The following is a 24,760-nucleotide window of genomic DNA, read 5'->3' as shown; positions in this document are numbered from 1 at the left end:
GCGCACCGCGCCTCTGGCGCCTCGAGTTGCCGCTCCGTGGTGCCTCGCGTCGCGCAGAGCCGCGCGGATCGGCAACTCGCTGCCCGCGGAGCGTTCACGCCTGACACGCTCTCCCCGATTCAGGAACGGCGCGACCCGTTCGCCTGAGCCGTGCACGACTCAGGACCAGCAGTCCTGCGCAACGCAGACTCAGGACTCACGTTCCTGAACGGGGAGACGAGAGGCGATAGCGTCGCAGGCATGTCCGACGCCGCACAGCACGCCTCCCCCCAACCCGACGCAGCACCCGTCTGGAGCACCGTCGCCGAGGGCGACCTCACGCTCGACGACCACGAGGCCCTCGCGGCGATGCTGGCCCGCACCTTCGACGCCTACGACCACTGGTACGCCGGGGCGCGCAGCTGGGCCGGCATGCAGCCCGAGCTCCGCGTCGTCGCCCGCGACGGGGACGTCGTCGTCGCGCACGCCGGGCTCCGCCGCCAGTTCGTCACGGTCGGCGAGACCGACCTGCTGGTCACCGCGGTCGGCATGGTGGCCGTCAGCCCGACCGCGCAGGGCACCGGCCTCGGCGGCGCGCTGCTGCGCCACGTCGACGCCGCGCTCGAGCGCCTCGGCAGCCGCTTCGGCCTGCTCGAGACCGGCGAGGCCGTGCAGGGCTTCTACCGAGGTGCGGGCTGGCTGCCGCTCGGCGACACGAGCGGGAACGCGGTGACCGGTCATTACACCGCCTTCTCGGCCGACGGGGCGGGCGTGCTCGTCAGCCAGGACGAGGGCTGGCTGATCCGCGAGGTCAGCGCGACCGCCGCCGAGTGGCCAGACGGCGACATCCGCTGGAACGGCCAGATGGTCTGACCGGGCCCGGCGCACTCAAAGCGAGAGTGATCCGCCTGTCAGGACCCGCGCCTCCTGGGCTCACCGACCCCTGATGTCCCGATCACTCTCAAATTACGGGCACGCAGACCGGGCACGCGCAGACCGAGCGCAGGGCACAGGGCACAGGGCACAGGGCGCCACCGCACCAACGCAGGAGGCGCGGTGCCCGACGAACGGGCACCGCGCCTCCTGCGATGCGGAGCCGACCAGCAATGCTGGTCAGCGGATCCCGACGACTACGCGGGCACGCCCACGGTCGCCGGGTCCTCGTTCGAGCCGGGCGCCTCGGGCGAGACGCCGGCACGCACGCGCGAGCCGAGGATCGGGTCGACCGAGTTCCAGTACTGGAACACGCGCTCGAGCAGGTCGGGACGGGTGACCTTCGACACGTGGCCGACGATGTTGGCGACGAGGCGGTCGCGCTGCTCGTCGTCCATCACGTCGCGGACGAGCGCGCCGGCCTGGCCGAAGTCGTCGTCCTCCGGGTGCAGCGTCGCGGCCGAGCGGACGAGCTCGCCGTCGCTCTCCCAGCCGGGGGTCTCGCCCGCGGCCTGCGGGGAGCCCGCGGGGCCGCCGACCGAGTTCGGCGCGTAGACCGGCACGGTGGCGTCGCTGAAGCTGTAGCGCGCGGCGCCGTCCTTCGAGTACGAGTGCACCTCGTTCCTCGGCGCGTTGACGGGCAGCTGCTGGTGGTTGACGCCCACGCGGTAGCGGTGCGCGTCGGCGTAGCTGAAGATGCGCGCGAGCAGCATCTTGTCGGGGCTGGTCGCGATGCCGGGCACGAAGTTCGAGGGCGCGAACGCGGCCTGCTCGATCTGCGCGAAGTAGTTCTCCGGGTTGCGGTTCAGCGTCATCTTGCCGACCTCGATGAGCGGGTAGTCGCTGTGCGGCCAGACCTTCGTCAGGTCGAAGGGGTTGAAGCGGTAGCTCGCGGCGTCGGCGTAGGGCATGACCTGCACGGACATCGTCCAGGTCGGGAACTCCTCGCGCTCGATCGCGGCGGACAGGTCGCGGATGTGGAAGTCCGCGTCCTCGCCGGCGATGCGGTCGGCGTCGGCCTGCGTGAGGATCTCGTTGCCCTGGTCGGACTTGAAGTGGTACTTGACCCACGAGCGCTCGCCCGCCGCGTTGATCCACTGGTAGGTGTGCGAGCCGAAGCCGTCCATCATGCGCCACGACGCGGGCAGGCCGCGGTCGCCCATCAGCCAGGTCACCTGGTGGGCCGACTCGGGCGAGAGGGTCCAGAAGTCCCACTGCATGTCGTGGTCGCGCAGGTGCGAGCCGGGCAGGCGCTTCTGCGAGTGGATGAAGTCGGGGAACTTGATGCCGTCGCGGATGAAGAAGACGGGCGTGTTGTTGCCGACGAGGTCGTAGTTGCCCTCGCTCGTGTAGAACTTCAGCGCGAAGCCGCGGGGGTCGCGCCAGGTGTCGGGGCTGCCCTGCTCGCCGGCGACGGTCGAGAAGCGGGCGAGCATCTCGGTCTCGACGCCGGGCTGGAACAGCGCGGCGCGGGTGTACTGCGAGACGTCGCCGGTGGTGACGAACGTGCCGAAGGCGCCGCCGCCCTTGGCGTGCACGATGCGCTCCGGCACCTTCTCGCGGTTGAAGTTGGCGAGCTTCTCGACCAGTGCGTGGTCGTGCAGCACGATGGGGCCGTCGGCCCCGACGGTCTGCGAGTGCTCGTCGCTGGCGATCGGTGCGCCGTTGTCGGTGGTCGTGATCGGTGTCGTGTCGGTCATGACTCCTCTTTCCGTTCGGTGTTCAGTCGCGGGTTGCGTGAGACCCGGCGCGCGGCCGGGAAGGAGGGGAGGGCTGTGCCCTGCGCAGGAGGTGCGGTGCAGCTCAGGAGGCGCGCCCCGCGCCGGCGAGGCCGGTCGCGTCGAGGCCGGTCGCGTCCAGGCCGGTCGCGTCCAGCACCGGCACGCCTGCACCGGCCGTGCCGGTGACGACCTCGCCGTCGAGCGGCGCGTCCTCCGCGGCACGGCAGGCCGGGCAGAGTCCCCAGAAGGTCACCTCGGCGGTCTGCACGGTGAAGCCGGAGTCGTTCGAGGGGGTCAGGCACGGCGCGTGGCCGACGACGCAGTCGACGTCGGCGATGCTGCCGCAGACGCTGCAGACCACGTGGTGGTGGTTGTCGCCGGTGCGCAGCTCGTAGAGCGCGGCAGAGCCGGCTGGCTCGATGCGACGGACCAGCCCGGCGCCCGTGAGGGCCGCGAGCACGCCGTAGACCGCCTGCAGGGAGGTGCCCGGCAGCCCCAGCGCGACGCGGGCGAAGACGACGTCGGCCGGGGCGTGCGGCAGCCCGTCGAGGGCGTCGAGCACGGCGAGGCGCGGCGCGGTCACCCGCAGGCCGGCAGCCCGGAGGCGCTCGGTGCTCTCGCTCGTCGTCGTCATGTCCCCATCTAAGCACGCTTCCCTTGAGTTGTTCAAAACAGGCCGGGAACGGGCGTGTCCGCCCCGAGCGGGCCGCCGCAGCAGCCCGGTGGCGACGGACCCGCCCGCCGCGACGGCCGCACCGCGCACCGGCCCGTTCTGGGGGATGTCGCACCGGGGTCGCCCCGCCTAGCGTGGGGCGCGGGATGGCACCCAGACGACACCCGAGGAGCACCACGTGACCAGGACGGTCGACCACGACAGCACCGGCACGCCCGGCGCCCGCCCGAGCACGGGCAGCGCCGTCGCCGGCGTGCACCAGCACGGCTACGAGCGGCTCCGCCCCGTGATGAAGCTCTGGTACCTCTGGTGGCTCTCCCGGTCGCGCCACGTCCTCTCGCCCCGCGACGAGCCCACCTCGCGCACCTCGGCCCGCGACGCCGACACGGTCCTCATCGTCGGCAACGGCCCCGCGCACGGCTGGGGAGTCTCCACCCACGACCAGGCGCTCGTCGGCCAGCTGTCCCGCGCCTCCTCGGAGGCCACCGGCCGCCCCTGCTCCGTCGACTACGTCGGCGACGAGATGATGAGCATCGAGTCGACCCGCGCCTGGATCCGCGACACCGACCTCGGCCTCTACGACACCGTCGTGGTGCTGGTCGGGCTGAACGACGCCGTGCGCCTGACGCCCCTCGACGTCTGGGAGCGCGAGCTGCGCCTCCTCGTCTCGACCATCGCCCGCCGCAGCCACCCGACCGCGCGCACCGTGCTCGTCGGAGTGCCGCCGGTCCGCTCGGCGAAGGCCTTCGACAACCTGCTGGGCTCGGTCGCCGAGCAGCACGGCGAGCGCATGAACGCCCTCACCGAGCTGGTCGCCTCCGAGGCGGGCCTCGAGTACTTCCGCCTGCCGGCCGGCCTCCGGCGCCCCGACTCCCCGCACGGCTGCGCCGAGGGCTACCGCCGCTGGGCGCAGACCATCGCGCACCGAATCGCGCCGACCCTCGACCGCGTGCACCAGGGACAGCTCGACGAGCGCCTGCCGCGGCACCTGCCGCAGCGCAGCTTCGAGTGGAGCGGCGGCGAGCGCCTGGTCCAGCAAGCCGCGACCGGCGGCTCCGACGCGCTCAAGGACCTGGCGAAGGAGGCGGAGGCCGAGTTCGGCGTCGACGTCGCGGTCGTCAGCATGCTCGACGGCAGCAAGCTCTGGTACGCCATGAACACCGAGCTGCTGCCGGTGTCGATCCCCCGCGAGCTGACCTTCTGCGACGTCACCGTCGCCGCAGACGACGTGGTCGTCGTCGAGGACGCTCGCAAGGACGAGCGCTTCGCCGACAACCCGTACCTCGATCTCAACCACGGGTACTTCTACGCGGGGCACCCGATCCACTCGTCGACCGGCGAGACGATCGGCACGTTCTGCCTGCACAACACGCGGCCCCGCAAGGCGTCGTCGGTCTCGCCGGAGAAGCTGCGCGAGTTCGCGCTGCGCGCCGAGGCGGAGCTGCAGAGCTACGAGCCGGCGCCCGCCGCGCCTCAGCCGCTGACGCGCCGCGCCCGCCGCGAGGCCGAGGAGCGTGCCGCGGCCGCGGCTGGCACCCCGGCCGCCACCTTCGGCTTCCCCGTCTAGCGCGCGGCCGCCGTCGAGCCGACCTCCCGGCGCTCAGTCGCCGCGCCGCACCTGCTTCACATAGCGGTAGACCGTGGGCTCGGACACGTGCAGCGCGTCGGCCACCTGCGCCACCGCGCCCTTGAGCAGGAACACCCCCGCCCGCTCGAGCTCGCGCACGGCGGCGACCTTCTCGTCGGGCGTCATGCGGTGCGGCTCGACGCCCTGCGCCGCGACGATCCGGGCCACGCCGTCGAGCGCGAGCTCGTCCACGTTCGTGCTGAGCCGCTCGACGACGCCGGCCGACGAGGCAGAACGGGCACCGTCGCCGGTGCCGCCCGCGCCGCCCGCACCCTCCAGCCCTGCACCGGCGCCCCCCGCGCCTGCCGCCTGCGCGCCCTTGACGAGGCCGGTCGTCGCGGTGATCGCCGCGAGCAGGTCGCGGGCCCGGGTCAGCGGCTCGTCGTCGATGTTGAGGCAGAGCATCCCCACGACGTCGCCGCCCCCGTCGCGGATGAAGAAGGTCGACGAGCGGAACGTGCCGCCGGTGCGCGACTCCGCCAGGTAGTTCGCGAGGTAGTCGCGGTCGTCGTGCTCGTGGTTCTGCAGCACCTTGAGCACGAGGTCGGTCGCGGGGCCGCCGACGCTGCGGCCGCTGACGTGCCCGTTCGTGAGGGCGACGATCGAGCGGCTGAGGTCGCTCGTGTCGTGCAGCACGATCTCGGTGCGCGGGCCGAGCAGCTCGGCGAGGAAGTCCATCAGCGGCAGGTACGGCCCGAACTCGGTCCGGAGCACGCGGCTGCGGTCGACCACGGTGGCGCTGCTGGCTGTCGTCATGGGCCCCAGGTTACCGGTGTGTAACAGATTCGTCGCATTGTGATAATTTTCTCTCATCGTGCCGAGAGATCGGCTAGCTTCCGATGACCGACGACGCTCACGAAAGGCTCGACCATGACCCGATCGACCACCACCAGGCCCCGCCTCCGCCCTGCCCTCTGGGGCTCCGTCGCGACGGGCGCCGTCCTGGCCCTCACGCTCACCGCGTGCGGCGGCCCGAGCGCCCCGCAGCCCGGCGGCGCGACGGGCGACGCCTCGTCGTCGGCGTCCTCGACGATCCCCGACACGAGCGCGCTGCTCGACGCCGTCGAGGTCGACGACGCGCTCGCCTCGCAGCTCCCCTCCGACATCGCCGACGCCGGCACCCTCTCGGTCGGATCGAACGTGCAGTCCGCGCCGAACAACTTCTACGCGGCCGACGGCTCGACCGTCATCGGCTCCGACCACGACCTGATCACGGCGATCGGCAAGAAGCTCGGCCTCGAGGTCGAGTACCAGAACCAGGACTTCGGCTCGCTGATCACGAGCCTCCAGTCCGGCCGCGTCGACGTCACCATCGCCGCGATGAACGACACCGCCGAGCGCCAGCAGGCCATCGACTTCGTCGACTACCTCACCTCGGGCATCACCCTGATGGTGCAGAAGGGCAACCCGGCCGACATCACCGGCCCCGACACCCTCTGCGGCAAGACCATCGCTGTCGTCACGGGCACCAGCCAGCAGGAGTTCGCCGAGGCGACGAGCACCCAGTGCGAGTCGGACGGCGAGGAGCCGCTCGAGATCACCGTCACCGACAGCGACGCCCAGAACCAGACCCAGCTGCGCACCGGCCGCATCGACGCCATCGTCAACGACCTGCCGAGCGCCGTCTACATCTCGAAGACCGCCCAGGACGGCCAGGCCTTCGAGGTCGTGCCCGGCGACGTCATCGACGGCGCGCCCTACGGCATCGGCGTCAACAAGGACGACCCTGAGCTGCGCGACGCCATCGCCGCGGCGCTCGACTCGCTGATCGAGGACGGCACCTACGGCGAGGTCCTCGACGCCTGGGGCATCACCTCCGGCAGCGTCACCGAGGCGACCGTCAACGGGGGCAAGTAGCCGTGACGGAGCCCGCATCGCGGGCCGGGGCCGACACGGTCGACCCGGCCCGCGCCTCCTCGGCGGGGCGCGAGCTGCTGCCGCAGGTGCGCCTCAAGCACTGGGGCCGCTGGGTGAGCGCGGCGGTCATCGTCGTGGTGCTCGTCGCGCTCGCCTACGGGGCGTCGCAGGGCGACATCGCGTACGGCGACATCCCGTACTACCTGATCTCGCCGATCATCCTGCAGGGCCTCGTCGGCACCCTCGTGCTCGCGGTCGTCGCGCAGGTCAGCGCCGTCGTGATCGGCGTCGTGATCGCCCTGATGCGCATCTCGAAGAACCCCGTGGCGCAGGCCTTCGCGGCCGGCTACACCTGGCTGTTCCGCGGCCTGCCCGTGCTGCTGCAGATCCTGCTCTGGTACAACCTGGCGCTGATCTTCCCGCGGCTGACCGTCGGGGTCCCGTTCACCGACGTGGTGTTCCTCGACGTCAGCACGAACGACGTCATGACGACCTTCGTCGCCGCGTTCCTCGGGCTGGCCCTCAACGAGAGCGCCTACATGGCCGAGATCGTGCGGGCGGGGCTGAAGAGCGTCGACCGCGGCCAGATCGAGGCGGCGCAGTCGATCGGGCAGACCCCGATGCAGCGCATGGCCCGCATCGTGCTGCCCCAGGCGATGCGCATCATCATCCCGCCGACCGGCAACGACTTCATCAACATGCTCAAGGGGACGGCGATGGCGTCGGTCATCGGCTACCTCGAGCTCATCAAGGCCGCGAACAACATCTCGTCGTTCAACCTCCAGGTGATGGAGACGCTGATCGCCGCCGCGATCTGGTACATGGTCATCGTCAGCGTCGCGAGCGTCGGCCAGTTCTACCTCGAGCGCAGCTTCGACCGGCAGGACCGCCGCCCCGGCGGCCCGCCGAACGCCCGCGCGCTGCGCCGCAAGGTCGCTGCCGACCTCGGCCGCGCCCCCCTCGTGAGGAGCACCCCGTGACCGCGACGCCCACCCCGACCGCAGGAGGCGCGGCGCCCGCCGCCGACGCCGCTCCCGTCCTCGAGGCCCTCGGCATCGGCAAGTCGTACGGCAGCCACGAGGTGCTGCGCGACGTCTCGATGACGGTGCGCAGCGGCGAGGTCGTCTGCATCATCGGCCCGTCCGGCGCGGGCAAGTCGACGTTCCTCCGCACGCTCAACCGCCTCGAGGAGCCCGACGCCGGCGAGGTCTGGGTCGGCGGCGAGCCGATGGGCTTCGAGCTGCGCGACGGCGTGCTGCACGAGCTGAGCGAGCGCAGGCTGTCCGCGCAGCGGGCACGCACCGCGATGGTGTTCCAGCACTTCAACCTGTTCCCGCACCTGACCGTGCTCGGCAACGTGCTCGAGGGACCGGTGCGCGTGCAGCGTCGATCCGCGAAGGAGGCGCGGGCCGAGGCCGTCGCGATCCTCGAGCGGGTGGGCCTCGGCGACAAGGTCGACGCCTACCCCGGCCAGCTCTCGGGCGGGCAGCGGCAGCGGGTCGCGATCGCGCGGGCCGTCGCGATGAAGCCGCTGTTCCTGCTCTTCGACGAGCCGACGTCGGCGCTGGACCCCGAGCTCGTCGGCGAGGTGCTCAAGGTGATGGGCGACCTGGCCCGCGACGGCATGACCATGCTCGTCGTGACGCACGAGATCCAGTTCGCCCGCGAGGTCGCCGACCGCGTCGTCTTCATGGCCGACGGCGGCATCGTCGAGCAGGGGCCGGTCGAGCAGGTGCTCGGCGCCCCGCGCGAGGCGCGCACGCGGCAGTTCCTCCAGCGGGTGCTGAAGTGACCTCGGACCTTCCTGGGACCCCGGGTGCCCTCGACACCTACCTGTCGTCGTTCGCGGAGCCGGTCGGCTACCTCAACTTCGGCAGCTACGGACCGCCCTCCCGCGACGTCGTCGAGACGATCGGGCGGCTCGCGGCCGCGGCGAGCGCCGGGGTCCCGTCGTCCGGCCTGCACGCCGAGGACGAGCGTGCCCTCGCCGCGGTCTCGCGCCTCACGGGCGTCGACCGAGCCGGCGTCGCCCTCGCGGGGAGCACCTCCCTCGGGCTGATGCAGGTCGCGTTCGGCCTGCCGCGCGGCGAGGTCGTCGTGAGCCAGGCCGAGTTCCCGTCGAACCTGTACGCCTGGTGGCGCTCGGAGGAGGCGGGACTCACCACGGTGCGGCACCTGCCCCCGGTGCCGGGGCAGCCGCTCGCGCCCGTGACGCCCGAGCGCGTCGCCGAGGCCGTCGGCTCGTACACGGTCGCCGTCGCGGTGAGCGCGGTCGACTTCCGCACCGGCACGGTCGCCGACCTCGCGGGCCTCCGGGAGGCCGCCGGCGACCGCCTCCTCGTGGTCGACGGCATCCAGGGCTTCGGCGTCCTCGACGCCGACTGGTCGCTCGCCGACGCCCTCGTCGTCGGCGGCCAGAAGTGGCTCCGGGCGGGCTGGGGCACGGGCTTCGTCGCCCTGTCCCCGCGGGCGCTCGACCGCCTCCGGCCGGTGCTCGGCGGCTGGACCGGCGTCGAGGGGCCGTCGCGCTACGACGGCGTGCCGCACGCCGCCCTCTCCGGGGCCCAGCGCTTCTCGGTCACGAACGGCTCGCCGTTCGCCTCGGGCGCTCTCGCCACCGCCCTCGAGCAGCTCGAGCGGGTCGGCGTCGACGTCGTCGCGTCCCGGGTCGCCGACACGGCGGGCGACCTGGTCGCGCGCCTCGACGCCGCCGGGGTGCCCGTGCTCTCCCCCGTCGAGCGACAGCGCCGGGCCGGCATCGTCGTCGCCGGCGTGCCTGCGGGCGAGGCCGCGCCCGTCGGCGCCCGGCTCGACGCAGCCGGGGTCACGGCGACCGTGCACGGCGACGACCGCGTGCGCCTCAGCGTGCACGCCACCACCACCCCGGCCGCGCTCGACGCGGCCCTGACCGTCCTGGGAGGACGCACATGACCACTGCAGACGACACCCGCACCGACGCCCGCACCGACGTCCGCACCGACGCCCGGCCCGGCTCCCCGCTCCGCGCCGTGCACACCGACGCCGCCCCCGCCGCCGTGGGCGCCTACTCGCAGGCCGTCGTCGTCGGCGACCTCGTCTTCGTCTCCGGCCAGCTGCCGATCGACCCGGCGACGGGCGAGTTCGCGGGACCGGGGGTGCGCGAGGAGGCGGCCCAGTCGCTCCGCAACGGCGCCGCCGTGCTCGAGGCGGCCGGCTCGGGCATCGCGCACGTCGTCAAGACGACGGTGCTGCTCGCCGACATCGGCGACTTCGCCGTCGTGAACGAGGTCTACGCCGAGGTCTTCTCCGCGGGCGGCGGCGTGCTGCCGGCGCGTGCCGCGTACCAGGTCGGCGCGCTGCCGAAGGGCGCGCGGGTCGAGATCGAGTTCGTGGGGGCCGTCGTCCGCTGACCGGCGGCCGCGGCGGCCGCGGCTACGGCAGGGGAAAAGGGGCGGCGGCGTGGGCCGACCCCTGCGACGTCCCTTCTCCCCCACATCCGTGTCGACCACCGAGCCCCCGACCCGGCCGCGCCGGCGAGTCACCGGGTCCTCCCCGAGGAGGAATTCACCGACCGGTCTCCCCACCCGGTCCCGGTCCTCGCTACGGTGCGGAGATGAGCACGTCGACGGAGCGCCACCTGCACGGCCAGGTCCGCACCTCGGGTGCCGCACCGAGCAGCACCGACGCGTCGGGCGCCTCCCCGGCTCCGCCCGCCGACGCCCTGGCGGGCCGCGACCTCGTCGTCGACCTCGCCCGCGTCGTCTGCGTGCTGCTCGTGGTCGTCATCCACGTGCTGATGGTCGGCGTCGGCCGCGACCCCGACGGCGCGGTCGTCGCGTCGCAGCCCCTGCAGCAGCAGCCGTGGTTCGCGTTCTCGACCTGGGTCGGCCAGATCATGCCGCTCTTCTTCGTCGTCGGCGGCTTCGCGAGCGCGACCGCCTGGGCGAGCACGCAGCGACGAGGAGGCGACGGTGCGGACTTCGTGCGCGGTCGCCTCCTGCGCCTCGCCCGTCCCGCCGCCGCGCTCTTCGTGGTGCTCGCCGTCGCCCTGGCGGTCGCCACGCTGCTCGGGGTCGACCCGGCCCTGCTCGACACGGCCGTCACCGGCATCGGCACCCCGCTCTGGTTCCTCGCCGCGTACGGCATCACGCAGGTGGCCGTGCCCGTGATGGCCCGGCTGCACGCCACGCGACCCGCGGCGACCTTCGTCGGGCTCGCGACGGCGGCCCTGCTCGTCGACTCGGTCCGGTACACGACGCTCGTGACCGACGTCGGCCTGCTCAACCTCGTGTTCGTGTGGCTGTTCGTGCAGCAGCTGGGGTTCGCGTACGCGAGCGGGTGGTTCGGGCGTGCCCCGCGCCTCCTGCTGGCGGGCATCGCGCTCGCCTGCGCCGCGTCGTTGCCGGTGCTGACGACCGTGGGCCCGTGGTCCGACGACATGCTGACGAACCTGAACCCGCCGGCCGTGCCGCTGATGGTGCTCGGCGTCGGGCAGATCTGCGTGCTGACGCTGCTGCACCCCGCACTCGCACGGCTGATGACGACCCGAGCCGCGCGCACCGTCGTCTTCGCGGTCGGCAGCCGGGGCATGACGATCTACCTCTGGCACCTGCCGCTGCTGATCGCCGTCACCGGCCTGGTCCTGGCGACGGGCGGGCCGTTGCCCGAGCCGGCGTCGGCGTCCTGGTGGTGGACGCGGATCCCCGTCGTGCTGCTCGTGCTCGGCCTCGCGTGCGCGCTGTCGCTCGTCGTCGGACGCCTCGAGGGGGCACCGCGGCCCGTGCCCTCGGGGCACCGCCGCCCGAGCACGCTCGTCGTCGCGGTGTCGGGCGTGCTCGTCGTCGCGCCGCCGTTCGCGGTGATGCTCGACGGCCTCGACCTGCGGAACGCGATCGCCGGTGCCGTGGCGCTCCCGGCGGCGCTCTGGCTGCTCGGCCGCACGCGACCCCGGCCGTCGTAGGGGCCCGCGGGGGAGAGAAGGGTGACGCCCGGCCGACGGGGGGATCGGCCGGGCGTCCTACGGTGTCGGGCGGATCAGGAACCCTCGACCGGAGCGGCAGGGGACCCGATCACGAGGCCCTGTTCCTGCTGCTGAGATCAATGGTGCGTCCCGATCCGATGACGACGCTGGGAGCCGCCTACCGATCTGCTGATCACCGTCGACACCGGCCGGGCCGGCAGGTGGCCCCGCGCGAGGACGGCATCCGACGCCCGGCCGGGCAGCACCGTCCCGATAGACTCGCGGAGTCCACCCGCTGCCAGCCCGCAGGAGTTGAAACGTGCCCACAATCGTCGTCGAGGTCATGCCCAAGGCTGAACTGCTCGATCCCCAGGGCAAGGCCGTGGTCGGTGCCCTCTCCCGTCTCGGCCTGAACGATCCCGACAAGACCGCGCAGTTCACCGACGTCCGCATCGGCAAGCGCTTCGAGCTGACCGTCGAGGGCGAGGTGACGGAGGCGGTCCTCGCCGACGTGCGCACCCTCGCCGACGACGTGTTGTCGAACTCGGTCATCGAAGACGTGGTGAGCATCACCGTGCTCGACGCCGCTCCCGCCGTCTGATGCGCGTCGGCGTCGTCACCTTCCCCGGCTCGCTCGACGACCGCGACGCCCAGCGCGCGGTCCGCCTCGCGGGCGGCGAGCCCGTCGCCCTCTGGCACGGCGACCACGACCTGCAGGGCGTCGAGGCGATCATCCTGCCCGGCGGGTTCAGCTACGGCGACTACCTGCGCGCCGGTGCCATCGCCTCCTTGTCGCCGATCATGACCGAGGTCGTCGACGCGGCGAACGCGGGCATGCCCGTGCTCGGCATCTGCAACGGCTTCCAGATGCTGGCGGAGGCGCGGCTCATCCCCGGCGCCCACACCCGCAACGCGCACCAGCAGTTCATCCGCCGCGACCAGGTCCTCCGCGTCGAGAACGCGTCGACCGACTGGACGAACGGCTTCGCCGAGGGGCAGGAGATCACGATCCCCCTCAAGAACGCCGACGGCCGGTTCATCGCGGACGACGAGACGATCAAGCGGATCGAGGGCGAGGGGCAGGTCGCCTTCCGCTACGTCGGCGTCAACCCCAACGGCTCGATGGACGACATCGCCGGCGTCTCGAACGCCCGCGGCAACGTCGTCGGCCTGATGCCCCACCCCGAGCACGCCACCGAGCCCGGCTTCGGCCCCGACATGCCCGACGCGATGTCGAGCGGCGTCGACGGCCTCACGTTCTTCACGTCCGTCATCGAGAGGGCCCTGTCCAAGTGAGCACCGAGAACGACCGCGCCGAGCTGATCGACGTCCGCCCCGAGGGTCCGAAGCCCGACACCACCGCCGACGCGGCCGCGACGCCCGACAAGCACCAGCCCTACGAGGCGCTCGGCCTCAAGGCCGACGAGTACGCGCAGATCCGCGAGATCCTCGGCCGCCGCCCCACGAGCGGCGAGCTGGCGATGTACTCGGTGATGTGGAGCGAGCACTGCTCCTACAAGTCGAGCAAGATCTACCTCCGCCAGTTCGGCCAGAAGGTCTCGCCGGCGATGACGAAGGACCTGATGGTCGGCATGGGCGAGAACGCCGGCGTCGTCGACGTGGGAGGCGGCTGGGCGGTGACCTTCAAGGTCGAGTCCCACAACCACCCCAGCTACATCGAGCCGTTCCAGGGCGCCGCGACCGGCGTCGGCGGCATCGTCCGCGACATCATCTCCATGGGCGCCCGTCCGGTCGCGGTGATGGACCAGCTGCGGTTCGGCGCGATCGACGCCCCCGACACGCAGCGCGTCGTCGACGGCGTCGTGCAGGGCATCAGCTTCTACGCGAACTGCCTCGGCCTGCCGAACATCGGCGGCGAGACCTACTTCGACGCCGTCTACCAGGGCAACCCGCTGGTCAACGCGCTCGCGGTCGGCGTCCTCCGCCACGAGGACCTGCACCTCGCCAACGCCAAGGGCGTGGGCAACAAGGTCGTGCTCTTCGGGGCGCGCACCGGCGGCGACGGCATCGGCGGCGCCTCCATCCTCGCCTCCGACACGTTCTCGTCGGGCGGCCCGACGAAGCGCCCCTCGGTGCAGGTGGGCGACCCGTTCGCCGAGAAGGTGCTCATCGAGTGCTGTCTCGAGCTGTTCCGCGGCGAGCTCGTCGAGGGCATCCAGGACCTCGGAGCGGCCGGCATCAGCTGCGCCACCTCCGAGCTGGCCTCGAACGGCGACGGCGGCATGTTCATCGAGCTCGACGACGTGCTGCTCCGCGACCCCTCGCTCACCGCTGAGGAGATCCTGATGAGCGAGAGCCAGGAGCGGATGATGGCAGTCGTCAGCCCCGACAAGCTCGACGCGTTCCTCGCGGTCACCGCGAAGTGGGACGTCGAGACGAGCGTGCTCGGCGAGGTCACCGACACCGGCCGGCTGGTCATCAACTGGCACGGGGAAGAGATCGTCAACGTCGACCCGCGCACCGTCGCGGTCGACGGCCCGGTCTACGAGCGTCCCGTCGCCTACCCGTCCTGGATCGACGCCCTGCAGGCGGACACGGCGGCGACCCTGCCGCGTCCGACCGACCCCGAGGAGGTGCGGGCCCAGTTCCTGCAGCTGCTCGGCTCCCCCAACCTGGCCGACAAGAGCTGGGTCACGAACCAGTACGACACCTATGTGCTCGGCAACACGGCCCTGAGCTTCCCCGACGACGGCGGCATGGTCCGGGTCGACGAGGAATCGGGGCTCGGCTTCGCCATCGCGACCGACGCCAACGGCCGTTGGTGCCAGCTCGACCCGAAGCAGGGCGCCCGTCTGGCCCTCGCCGAGGCGTACCGGAACGTCGCCGTCACGGGTGCCGTGCCGGCCGCCGTCACCGACTGCCTCAACTTCGGCAGCCCGGAGGACCCGGAGGTCATGTGGCAGTTCTCGCAGGCCGTCGAGGGCCTGTCCGACGCCTGCCTCGAGCTCGAGATCCCCGTCACGGGCGGCAACGTGTCGTTCTACAACCAGACCGGCACGAAGCCCATCTTCCCGACCCCCGTGGTCGGCGTCCTCGGCGTGATCCAGGACGTCGCGAAGCGCGTGCCCTCCGGCTGGCAGGACGACGGCGACAACATCTACCTGCTCGGCACCTCCTCCTTGGAGCTCGACGGCTCCGCCTGGGCCGGCACCGTGCACGACCACCTCGGCGGACGCCCGCCGGCCGTCGACCTCGGGGCTGAGAAGCAGCTCGCGGGGCTGCTCGCCGCCGGTGCCGACCAGTCGCTCATCGCGTCGGCGCACGACCTCAGCGACGGCGGCCTCGCGCAGGCCCTGGCCGAGGCGGTGCTGCGCTTCGGCGTCGGCGCCCGCGTCTACCTGGGCGAGCTGCTCGAGCGCGACGGCCTCGACGTGGCGGCGACGCTCTTCACGGAGTCGACCGGACGCGTGGTCGTGTCGGTGCCCCGTGAGGACGACGTCAAGTTCCGCGGCCTGTGCGAGGGCCGGGGCTACCCGGTCGCCCGCATCGGCGTGACGGACGCGTCCTCGCAGTCGCTCGAGATCCAGGACGTCTTCACGGTCTCGCTCGACGAGCTCCGCAGCACGCACCGCGGCACCCTCCCGGCCCGCTTCGGAGCCACCATCCCGCAGTAGGCGCCGCCCGTACCGCCCGAAGGCCCCTGCCGACCGGCAGGGGCCTTCGTGCATCCCCACCCCGCGTCGGCGCACGAAGCGCCGCCGCCCCCACCCACGTCGCCGAAGGAGGCGCGCGAAGCGCCGCCGCCCCCGCTGCTGCTGCTGCTGCTGCTGCTGGGAACGCTGCACCGGCGTTCGTGCACTGCACCCGGTCTAGTCCCGGTGCAGTGCACGAAACCCGGTGCGCTCCTCCTGCCCGAGTCCCCGCGCCCGATCACTCTCAGATTTGAGAGTGATCGGGCACACCCGAGCCACACTCACGGGGCTCACGCCGCCGTGGATGCAGATCTGTCTCGCTCTGGGCCCCACGGCCGAAGGAGGCGCGCGAAGCGCCGCCGCCCCCACCCACGTCGCCGAAGGAGGCGCGCGAAGCGCCGCCGCCCCCACCCACGTCGCCGAAGGAGGCGCGCGAAGCGCCGCCGCCCCCACCCACGTCGCCGAAGGAGGCGCGCGAAGCGCCGCCGCTCTGCCCCTGTCGCCGAAGGAGGCGCGCGAAGCGCCGCCGCCCGAAGGCCCGCCGGGCGCAGCCCGGCAGCCGCCGGCAGGCGGCCAGACGAGCACGAACAGCAAATCCCCCGGTCCGACGAGGACACAGGGGATGAATTTGCTGGGGTACCTGGACTCGAACCAAGAACAACTGAACCAGAATCAGTCGTGTTGCCAATTACACCATACCCCAATGACGTCGACCGCCAGGTCTACATCACTGCGGCCCATCAGATGAGCCAGCGTCTACTGTACACGATCTCCGAGCTCGTCGAGGCCACCGATCAGGTCGCGGTTGATCACCGCGGCGACTCGCGCCCCGGAGCCGGCCGCGACGATGAGCTGCTGCGGCCCAGGTGCCGTGGACTCGCCGGCGGCGTAGAGCCCCGGCACCGAGGTACGCCCGTGGTCGTCGACGACCAGCAGGCCGTCCTCGTCGAGGTCGGCACCGAGAGGCGCGACGTACTCGAGCTTGCCGGCCCAGGCGGGGCGGACGAATCCGCCCTCGCGCGGCACGACCTCGCCGCCCTCGAGCTCGACTCCGGTGAGCCCCTCGCGGCCGCCCTGCAGCGACGCGATGGGACGGCGGTCGACGCGGATCCCGCGGGAGGCGAGCTGCGCCTCCTCGGCCTCGGTCACCGCGTCGGCGGAGCCGTGGGTGAAGACGACCAGGTCGTCGCTCCACTGCGACAGCAGCAGCGCACGCTCGGCCAGGTCGGGGTGCTCCCCGATGACGGCGAGTGCCTGGTCGCGCTTGCCGTAGCCGTCGCACTCGATGCAGCTGTGCACGAAGGTGCCGTAGAAGGCCCGCAGCCCGTCGATCGCCGGCAGGGTCTCCTGCAGCCCGGTGGCGACCAGCACCACGTCGGCGACGGCCCGGCTCTGCTGCCCCCGGAACTCGCAGTCGACGACGAACCCGTCGTCACCGCGGCTGATGCTCGTGGCCATCGTCTGCCAGTGCTCGCCCTCCTCGTACGACAACAACTCCTCACGGCCGAGCTTGCGCAGCTCGAGGGGAGAGATGCCGTCGCGGGTGAGGTACCCGTGCGACCGCAGGGTCGCCGAGTTCCGCGGGCGGTTGCTGTCGACCAGCAGCACGCGACGCCGGGCGCGGACGAGGTTCAGCGCGGCGCTGAGACCCGCCGGCCCTCCCCCGACGACGACGACGTCCCAGCGCGGGTCCGCTGGGGGCACGTCGACACCGACCTCGGTCATGATCGCTCGAGGAGGCGCCGGATGCGCGCCTGCGTCGACTCCCGACCCAGGATCTCCATCGACTCGAACAGCGGCGGGCTCACCCGCCGCCCCGAGAGCGCGACGCGCAGCGGGCCGTAGGCGACCCGCGGCTTCAGGCCGAGGTCGTCGACGAGCGCCGCCTTCAACGCGTCCTGGATCGCGGCATGGGTCCATTCCTGCACCCCGTCGAGGGCAGCCGAGGAGGCGCGCAGCACGTCGGCGGACGACTCCGGCAGCGAGGCCGTCGCGTCGGCGTCGTACTCGAGCTCGTCGTCGGCCGTGAAGAGGAACGACAGCATCCCGCGCGCCTCGCCGAGCAGCGTCATGCGCTCCTGGACGAGCGGTGCGGCCTGGGCGAGCACTGCGGCCTCGGCTTCGGTCGGCGGGTCGCTGACGACGCCGTCGAGGTAGGGCAGCAGGCGCTGCGTGAAGTCGCCGACCTCGAGGAGGCGGATGTGATCGCCGTTGATCGACTCCGCCTTCTTGAGGTCGAAGCGAGCCGGATTGGGGTTCACGTCCGTCACGTCGAAGGCCGCGACCATCTCGTCGAGGCTGAACACGTCACGGTCGTGCGACAGCGACCAGCCGAGCAACGACAGGTAGTTGACCAGGCCCTCGGGGACGAAGCCGCGGTCGCGGTGGTGGAACAGGTTCGAGGCAGGGTCGCGCTTCGACAGCTTCTTGTTGCCCTCGCCCATCACGTAGGGCAGGTGGCCGAAGCGCGGCACGAACTCCGTGACGCCGAGCTCGACCAACGCCTCGTACAGGGCGATCTGGCGAGGCGTCGACGAGAGCAGGTCCTCGCCGCGCAGCACGTGGGTGATGCCCATCAGAGCATCGTCGACGGGGTTGACGAACGTGTAGAGCGGGACGCCGTTCGGACGGACCACGACGAAGTCGGAGAACGAGCCGGCGGGGAACGTGATCTCGCCACGCACCAGGTCGTCGAAGCTGAGGTCGCGGTCGGGCACACGCAGACGGAGCGCCGGCTGACGCCCCTCCTCCTTGTAGGACGCACGCTGCTCGTCCGTGAGGTCGCGCTCGAAGTTGTCGTAGCCCTGCTTGGGGTCTCGACCGGCAGCGATGTTGCGCGCCTCGATCTCCTCACCCGTCGCGTAGCTCTCGTAGAGCAGGCCGCGCTCGAGGAGCCTGTCGATGATGTCGCGGTAGATGTCGTGGCGCAGCGACTGCCGGTACGGCGCATGCGGCCCGCCGACGTCGACGCCCTCGTCCCAGTCGAGCTTGAGCCAGCGCAGGCCGTCGAGGATCTGCTCGTAGCTCTCCTCGCTGTCGCGACTGGCGTCGGTGTCCTCGATGCGGAACACGAGCGTGCCGCCGTGGTGCCTCGCGTACGCCCAGTTGAACAGGGCAGTGCGGATGAGACCCACGTGAGGAGTCCCGGTGGGAGAGGGGCAGAACCGCACGCGCACATCGGCGCCGGAGGCGGTGGAGAAGGGAGCAGACATCGGTCACGATCCTACCGGCGCAGCCCCGCTTCTCGGGGCCCGCTCTCAGCGACCTGCCCCTGCTGGCTGTCCGTCGTCGGCTGACCACTACCGGGTTAACAAGAAGAGCCCCTCCAGTGGAGGGGCTCTTCTGTAAAAGGAGTCCGGCGGTGTCCTACTCTCCCACAAGGTCCCCCTTGCAGTACCATCGGCGCTGAGAGTCTTAGCTTCCGGGTTCGGAATGGGACCGGGCGTTTCCCTCTCGCTATGGCCGCCGAAACATTTACCACACAACCCCCGAAGCATGAGCCCCGGGTGAGGGTGAAGTCTGTTCCAGACCATGCCCACCAACTACAGTCGGTAGGACTTGTCTGTTCTGTTGTCCCCGCACCACAGGACCTGTGGTGTCAGGGCGTTCCGTAAAGCTCAGTCGTTGCCGACCGTCTTTCGGGAACCACATAGTGGACGCTAAGCAATCTTTCTTCCTCCTCTACAGGGGAAGAGTGTTGTCAAGTTATCGGCTTATTAGTACCGGTCAGCTCCATGGGTCGTTAGTCCCCACTTCCACATCCGGCCTATCAACCCAGTAGTCTAGCTGGGAGCCTCTCACCCCGAAGGGTATGGAAATCTCATCTCGAAGCCGGCTTCCCGCTTAGATGCTTTCAGCGGTTATCCGTTCCGAACGTAGCTAATCAGCGGTGCTCTTGGCAGAACAACTGACACACCAGAGGTTCGTCCATCCCGGTCCTCTCGTACTAGGGATAGATCTTCTCAAATTTCCTACGCGCGCAGCGGATAGGGACCGAACTGTCTCACGACGTTCTAAACCCAGCTCGCGTACCGCTTTAATGGGCGAACAGCCCAACCCTTGGGACCTACTCCAGCCCCAGGATGCGACGAGCCGACATCGAGGTGCCAAACCATGCCGTCGATATGGACTCTTGGGCAAGATCAGCCTGTTATCCCCGAGGTACCTTTTATCCGTTGAGCGACAGCGCTTCCACAAGCCACTGCCGGATCACTAGTCCCGACTTTCGTCCCTGCTCGACTTGTCAGTCTTACAGTCAAGCTCCCTTGTGCACTTACACTCGACACCTGATTGCCAACCAGGTTGAGGGAACCTTTGGGCGCCTCCGTTACTCTTTAGGAGGCAACCGCCCCAGTTAAACTACCCACCAGGCACTGTCCCAGAACCGGATCACGGTTCGTAGTTAGATATCCAAAGTGACCAGAGTGGTATTTCAACAATGACTCCACCTGAACTAGCGTCCAAGCTTCACAGTCTCCCACCTATCCTACACAAGCCACTCCGAACACCAATACCAAGCTGTAGTAAAGGTCACGGGGTCTTTCCGTCCTGCTGCGCGTAACGAGCATCTTTACTCGTAGTGCAATTTCGCCGAGTTCGCGGTTGAGACAGCTGGGAAGTCGTTACGCCATTCGTGCAGGTCGGAACTTACCCGACAAGGAATTTCGCTACCTTAGGATGGTTATAGTTACCACCGCCGTTTACTGGGGCTTAAATTCTCAGCTTCGCTTGCGCTAACCGTTCCTCTTAACCTTCCAGCACCGGGCAGGCGTCAGTCCGTATACATCGTCTTGCGACTTGGCACGGACCTGTGTTTTTAGTAAACAGTCGCTTCCCACTGGTCTCTGCGGCCTTTCCCGCTCCGGGAGTAAATCCCATCACGGTTCCGGCCCCCCTTCTCCCGAAGTTACGGGGGCATTTTGCCGAGTTCCTTAACCACGATTCTCTCGATCTCCTTGGTATTCTCTACCTGACCACCTGAGTCGGTTTGGGGTACGGGCGGCTTGAACCTCGCGTCGATGCTTTTCTCGGCAGCATAGGATCACTGATTTCCCCCAATCGGGGTACGCATCGGATCTCAGGCGCATTGACGACGGATTTGCCTATCGTCAGCCCTACATCCTTACACCAGGTTCACCTTACGGATACCATCGCCTGGCTCAGCTACCTTCCTGCGTCACACCTGTTAATACGCTAAACGCACCAGCATGGGGTCGAGCGTTAGACCGGCCGGCATCACCCCGAAGGGATCCACTCAGCCGGGTTAGGACTCTTAGCACCACTGGATTATCTTGGGCGGTTCTTCGCCGGTACGGGAATATCAACCCGTTGTCCATCGACTACGCCTGTCGGCCTCGCCTTAGGTCCCGACTTACCCAGGGCGGATTAACCTGGCCCTGGAACCCTTGGTCTTTCGGAGGACGGGTTTCTCACCCGTCTTTCGCTACTCATGCCTGCATTCTCACTCGTGTGGCCTCCACGGCTGGTTTACACCGCCGCTTCACTGGCCACACGACGCTCTCCTACCACTCCGTACGACTGAACCACGAAGGCTTGTCTATAATACGAAATCTACAGCTTCGGTGGTGTGCTTGAGCCCCGTTACATTGTCGGCGCGGAATCACTTGACCAGTGAGCTATTACGCACTCTTTCAAGGGTGGCTGCTTCTAAGCCAACCTCCTGGTTGTCTCTGCAACTCCACATCCTTTCCCACTTAGCACACGCTTAGGGACCTTAGCTGGTAGTCTGGGTTGTTTCCCTCTCGACAATGAAGCTTATCCCCCACTGTCTCACTGCTGCGCTCTCACTTACCGGCATTCGGAGTTTGGCTGACGTCAGTAAGCTTTTGGGCCCCATCGGCCATCCAGTAGCTCTACCTCCGGCAAGAAACACGCAACGCTGCACCTAAATGCATTTCGGAGAGAACCAGCTATCACGAAGTTTGATTGGCCTTTCACCCCTATCCACAGCTCATCCCCTCCATTTTCAACTGAAGTGGGTTCGGTCCTCCACGACGTCTTACCGTCGCTTCAACCTGGCCATGGATAGATCACTTCGCTTCGGGTCTAGGACATGCGACTGTATCGCCCTCTTAAGACTCGCTTTCGCTACGGCTACCCCACACGGGTTAACCTCGCCACATATCGCTAACTCGCAGGCTCATTCTTCAAAAGGCACGCTGTCACCCCTACAAGGAGGCTCCAACGGTTTGTAAGCAAACGGTTTCAGGTACTATTTCACTCCCCTCCCGGGGTACTTTTCACCTTTCCCTCACGGTACTTGTCCGCTATCGGTCATCTGGGAGTATTTAGGCTTATCAGGTGGTCCTGACAGATTCACACGGGATTTCTCGGGCCCCGAGCTACTTGGGATCCCCATTCAGCCAGCGCCAGCATTTCGGCTACGGGGTTCGCACCCTCTATGACCAGCCATTCAAAGCTGTTCGCCTATACTGCGCTGTAACTGCTCCTGTCCGGCAGAACAGGACAACGGGTCCCACAACCCCGACCATGCAACGACCGCCGTCTATCACACATGACCGGTTTAGCCTCTTCCGATTTCGCTCGCCACTACTGACGGAATCACTGTTGTTTTCTCTTCCTGTGGGTACTGAGATGTTTCACTTCCCCACGTTCCCTCTACCCGCCCTATATATTCAGGCGGGAGTCACCAGGTCAAAACGCCTGGCGGGGTTTCCCCATTCGGACATCCTCGGATCAGGGCTCGATTATCAGCTCCCCGAGGCTTATCGCAGATTTCTACGTCCTTCTTCGGCTCCAGATGCCAAGGCATCCACCGTTTGCTCTTAGAAACTTGACCACAAAGTTGCCGCCAGCCAAAGACTGGCAGCTCAGTGTTATCTCATTCGCCAACCACACCAAAAGGCGGGTTGGTCTAAGAAATTGCACTTAGTATCACAACCACTCACCAACCCGAAGGCCGGCAACTGCTTGCGACTAAGATGCTCGCGTCCACTGTGTAGTTCTCAAAATACGGGCGGCACCAGAATCACCCTGCGATTGATGCAGGACTTTCCTGGCCCAGAGGAGTTCAACCCGTTGACCTTCCGATCAACCGGTTTGGTCCCTCAGGACCCAACAGCGTGCACACCCCCCAGCTCCCCAGCCCTCCCGTTCCAGACACCTAAAAGGTGACGTACTAAAGCTGACCGGCTCACCGGAAAGTCATTGTCAATGTTCCACCCATGAGCGCCAGCCGAAGACATTCGCTTCGGAACTGACTTGACCAGATGAATCCCTGTGTATACCGCAGGGCTGGTACATGCTCCTTAGAAAGGAGGTGATCCAGCCGCACCTTCCGGTACGGCTACCTTGTTACGACTTAGTCCTAATCACCGATCCCACCTTCGACAGCTCCATCCCACAAGGGGTTAGGCCACTGGCTTCGGGTGTTACCGACTTTCATGACTTGACGGGCGGTGTGTACAAGGCCCGGGAACGTATTCACCGCAGCGTTGCTGATCTGCGATTACTAGCGACTCCGACTTCATGAGGTCGAGTTGCAGACCTCAATCCGAACTGAGACCGGCTTTTTGGGATTCGCTCCACCTTACGGTATCGCAGCCCTTTGTACCGGCCATTGTAGCATGCGTGAAGCCCAAGACATAAGGGGCATGATGATTTGACGTCATCCCCACCTTCCTCCGAGTTGACCCCGGCAGTCTCCTATGAGTTCCCACCATAACGTGCTGGCAACATAGAACGAGGGTTGCGCTCGTTGCGGGACTTAACCCAACATCTCACGACACGAGCTGACGACAACCATGCACCACCTGTATACCGACCTTGCGGGGCGACCATCTCTGGCCGTTTCCGGTATATGTCAAGCCTTGGTAAGGTTCTTCGCGTTGCATCGAATTAATCCGCATGCTCCGCCGCTTGTGCGGGCCCCCGTCAATTCCTTTGAGTTTTAGCCTTGCGGCCGTACTCCCCAGGCGGGGAACTTAATGCGTTAGCTGCGACACGGAGACCGTGGAATGGTCCCCACATCTAGTTCCCAACGTTTACGGCATGGACTACCAGGGTATCTAATCCTGTTCGCTCCCCATGCTTTCGCTCCTCAGCGTCAGTTACGGCCCAGAGATCTGCCTTCGCCATCGGTGTTCCTCCTGATATCTGCGCATTCCACCGCTACACCAGGAATTCCAATCTCCCCTACCGCACTCTAGTCTGCCCGTACCCACTGCAGGCTGGGGGTTGAGCCCCCAGATTTCACAGCAGACGCGACAAACCGCCTACGAGCTCTTTACGCCCAATAATTCCGGACAACGCTTGCACCCTACGTATTACCGCGGCTGCTGGCACGTAGTTAGCCGGTGCTTTTTCTGCAGGTACCGTCACTTTCGCTTCTTCCCTACTAAAAGAGGTTTACAACCCGAAGGCCGTCGTCCCTCACGCGGCGTTGCTGCATCAGGCTTTCGCCCATTGTGCAATATTCCCCACTGCTGCCTCCCGTAGGAGTCTGGGCCGTGTCTCAGTCCCAGTGTGGCCGGTCACCCTCTCAGGCCGGCTACCCGTCGTCGCCTTGGTGAGCCATTACCTCACCAACTAGCTGATAGGCCGCGAGTCCATCCTTGACCAAAATTCTTTCCAACTCCTAGCCATGCGGCTGAAGCTCGTATCCGGTATTAGACGCCGTTTCCAGCGCTTATCCCAGAGTCAAGGGCAGGTTACTCACGTGTTACTCACCCGTTCGCCACTAATCCCCCCAGCAAGCTGGAGTTCATCGTTCGACTTGCATGTGTTAAGCACGCCGCCAGCGTTCGTCCTGAGCCAGGATCAAACTCTCCGTAAAAGAAAAAACAGAACCACCGGAAAAAGGTGATAACTGCTGAATTTGATGCTGACTGAAAGAACAAAACAATCTGACGATTGTTGATTGTCCGTCAATCTCAAAGAAACCTAAACACCATCAGCAACCGAAGCCGCCGACAATGCCAGGGTATAATTTGGCATTTGACAATGTGCACGCTGTTGAGTTCTCAAGGACCAAACGCATCAGAGACCCGATCTCATATGAGACCATCGCCCGGAGCGGCTGTGAAACCTTAGCACCGATCTTCCTGATGCAAGACCATCGCTCTTCGACTCCTGAGAGCCGGTGTCGTTCTCACGACGAGCCATGACGCTACACCATCTGGATCAGTGTTCGCAACCCACTTGGTCCGAGGCCAGCTAGCAGAACCAGCAGCAACTCGAGGACTTGGAGGTCGATGTCATCAGGTGGCCGGTGAAGCTTCGCTCCGCCGCACCTCCGTGGTGACAAGAGGAAACATTACAGGCACACCAGCCACATCGTCCAAACCCTGCCGCATCCCGGGCGTGTCGCAACGTCTAACCCCGGAAAATCAAGGGTCT

16 protein-coding genes, 1 tRNA gene and 3 rRNA genes are annotated in these 24,760 nt (G+C 67.9%); 11 read left to right on the top strand and 9 right to left on the bottom strand.

Features of this window, described 5'->3' with window-relative positions; all coding sequences use genetic code 11:
* Positions 1–240: 240 nt before the first annotated feature.
* The gene (locus ACZZ97_RS00100) at positions 241–852 is read left to right on the top strand and encodes a GNAT family N-acetyltransferase (RefSeq protein ID WP_463471824.1); all 612 of its coding nucleotides are present in this window, start codon (positions 241–243) and stop codon (positions 850–852) included.
* A 257-nt stretch (positions 853–1,109) separates the two neighbouring features.
* On the opposite strand, the gene ACZZ97_RS00095 is transcribed toward ACZZ97_RS00100, so the two are convergent.
* A complete protein-coding gene (locus ACZZ97_RS00095; RefSeq protein WP_314102046.1) occupies positions 1,110–2,612 on the bottom strand; it encodes a catalase in 1,503 nt (500 codons plus the stop codon).
* A gap of 103 nt (positions 2,613–2,715) precedes the next feature.
* A complete protein-coding gene (locus tag ACZZ97_RS00090) occupies positions 2,716–3,267 on the bottom strand; it encodes a Fur family transcriptional regulator (RefSeq protein ID WP_463471823.1) in 552 nt (183 codons plus the stop codon).
* A gap of 217 nt (positions 3,268–3,484) precedes the next feature.
* Here ACZZ97_RS00090 and ACZZ97_RS00085 point away from each other — a divergent pair, with 217 nt between their 5' ends.
* Positions 3,485–4,873: a GAF domain-containing protein gene (locus tag ACZZ97_RS00085; RefSeq protein WP_463471822.1), complete on the top strand. Its 1,389-nt coding sequence runs from the start codon at positions 3,485–3,487 to the stop codon at positions 4,871–4,873.
* 33 nt (positions 4,874–4,906) lie between these two features.
* Here ACZZ97_RS00085 and ACZZ97_RS00080 read toward each other — a convergent pair whose 3' ends face one another.
* Positions 4,907–5,689, bottom strand: a complete 783-nt coding sequence (locus ACZZ97_RS00080) for a helix-turn-helix transcriptional regulator (RefSeq protein ID WP_463471821.1) — start codon at positions 5,687–5,689, stop codon at positions 4,907–4,909.
* Between the two features lie 114 nt (positions 5,690–5,803).
* Here ACZZ97_RS00080 and ACZZ97_RS00075 point away from each other — a divergent pair, with 114 nt between their 5' ends.
* The 9 genes from ACZZ97_RS00075 to purL all read left to right on the top strand — a co-directional run bounded on the left by ACZZ97_RS00075 (position 5,804) and on the right by purL (position 15,364).
* Positions 5,804–6,790, top strand: a complete 987-nt coding sequence (locus tag ACZZ97_RS00075; protein ID WP_463471820.1) for an ABC transporter substrate-binding protein — start codon at positions 5,804–5,806, stop codon at positions 6,788–6,790.
* 2 nt (positions 6,791–6,792) lie between these two features.
* Complete coding sequence (locus ACZZ97_RS00070; RefSeq protein ID WP_314104081.1) at positions 6,793–7,770, top strand: amino acid ABC transporter permease; 978 nt, start codon at positions 6,793–6,795, stop codon at positions 7,768–7,770.
* Complete coding sequence (locus ACZZ97_RS00065; protein ID WP_463471819.1) at positions 7,767–8,582, top strand: amino acid ABC transporter ATP-binding protein; 816 nt, start codon at positions 7,767–7,769, stop codon at positions 8,580–8,582. Before ACZZ97_RS00070 ends, ACZZ97_RS00065 begins: the two co-directional genes overlap by 4 nt.
* Positions 8,579–9,721, top strand: coding sequence for an aminotransferase class V-fold PLP-dependent enzyme (locus ACZZ97_RS00060; RefSeq protein WP_463471818.1), 1,143 nt, complete (start codon positions 8,579–8,581; stop codon positions 9,719–9,721). Before ACZZ97_RS00065 ends, ACZZ97_RS00060 begins: the two co-directional genes overlap by 4 nt.
* Positions 9,718–10,179, top strand: a complete 462-nt coding sequence (locus ACZZ97_RS00055; protein ID WP_463471817.1) for a Rid family detoxifying hydrolase — start codon at positions 9,718–9,720, stop codon at positions 10,177–10,179. Before ACZZ97_RS00060 ends, ACZZ97_RS00055 begins: the two co-directional genes overlap by 4 nt.
* A gap of 203 nt (positions 10,180–10,382) precedes the next feature.
* Positions 10,383–11,729: an acyltransferase family protein gene (locus ACZZ97_RS00050; protein WP_463471816.1), complete on the top strand. Its 1,347-nt coding sequence runs from the start codon at positions 10,383–10,385 to the stop codon at positions 11,727–11,729.
* A gap of 319 nt (positions 11,730–12,048) precedes the next feature.
* The gene (purS, locus tag ACZZ97_RS00045; RefSeq protein ID WP_463471815.1) at positions 12,049–12,330 is read left to right on the top strand and encodes a phosphoribosylformylglycinamidine synthase subunit PurS; all 282 of its coding nucleotides are present in this window, start codon (positions 12,049–12,051) and stop codon (positions 12,328–12,330) included.
* Positions 12,330–13,025, top strand: coding sequence for a phosphoribosylformylglycinamidine synthase subunit PurQ (gene purQ / locus ACZZ97_RS00040; protein ID WP_314102961.1), 696 nt, complete (start codon positions 12,330–12,332; stop codon positions 13,023–13,025). The genes purS and purQ overlap by 1 nt, the downstream gene beginning before the upstream one ends.
* A 26-nt stretch (positions 13,026–13,051) precedes the next feature.
* The gene (gene purL, locus ACZZ97_RS00035) at positions 13,052–15,364 is read left to right on the top strand and encodes a phosphoribosylformylglycinamidine synthase subunit PurL (protein ID WP_463473735.1); all 2,313 of its coding nucleotides are present in this window, start codon (positions 13,052–13,054) and stop codon (positions 15,362–15,364) included.
* Between the two features lie 649 nt (positions 15,365–16,013).
* On the opposite strand, the gene ACZZ97_RS00030 is transcribed toward purL, so the two are convergent.
* The 6 genes from ACZZ97_RS00030 to ACZZ97_RS00005 all read right to left on the bottom strand — a co-directional run bounded on the left by ACZZ97_RS00030 (position 16,014) and on the right by ACZZ97_RS00005 (position 24,197).
* Positions 16,014–16,085, bottom strand: a tRNA-Gln gene (locus ACZZ97_RS00030).
* Positions 16,086–16,138: 53 nt separating this feature from the next.
* Positions 16,139–17,107, bottom strand: a complete 969-nt coding sequence (locus ACZZ97_RS00025) for an NAD(P)/FAD-dependent oxidoreductase (RefSeq protein WP_463471814.1) — start codon at positions 17,105–17,107, stop codon at positions 16,139–16,141.
* Positions 17,104–18,594, bottom strand: a complete 1,491-nt coding sequence (gltX, locus tag ACZZ97_RS00020; protein ID WP_463471813.1) for a glutamate--tRNA ligase — start codon at positions 18,592–18,594, stop codon at positions 17,104–17,106. The genes ACZZ97_RS00025 and gltX overlap by 4 nt, the downstream gene beginning before the upstream one ends.
* Before the next feature lie 141 nt (positions 18,595–18,735).
* Positions 18,736–18,852 (bottom strand): 5S ribosomal RNA (gene rrf / locus ACZZ97_RS00015).
* A gap of 226 nt (positions 18,853–19,078) precedes the next feature.
* Positions 19,079–22,202, bottom strand: a 23S ribosomal RNA gene (locus tag ACZZ97_RS00010).
* A gap of 473 nt (positions 22,203–22,675) precedes the next feature.
* A 16S ribosomal RNA gene (locus ACZZ97_RS00005) occupies positions 22,676–24,197 on the bottom strand.
* The 16S, 23S and 5S rRNA genes sit together here, the layout of an rRNA operon.
* Between the last annotated feature and the right edge of the window lie 563 nt (positions 24,198–24,760).

Source organism: Frigoribacterium sp. AC512 (genome assembly GCF_979258295.1).
The sequence above is the reverse complement of the archived record's forward strand: the minus strand, read 5'-3'. Positions and strand labels throughout refer to the sequence as shown.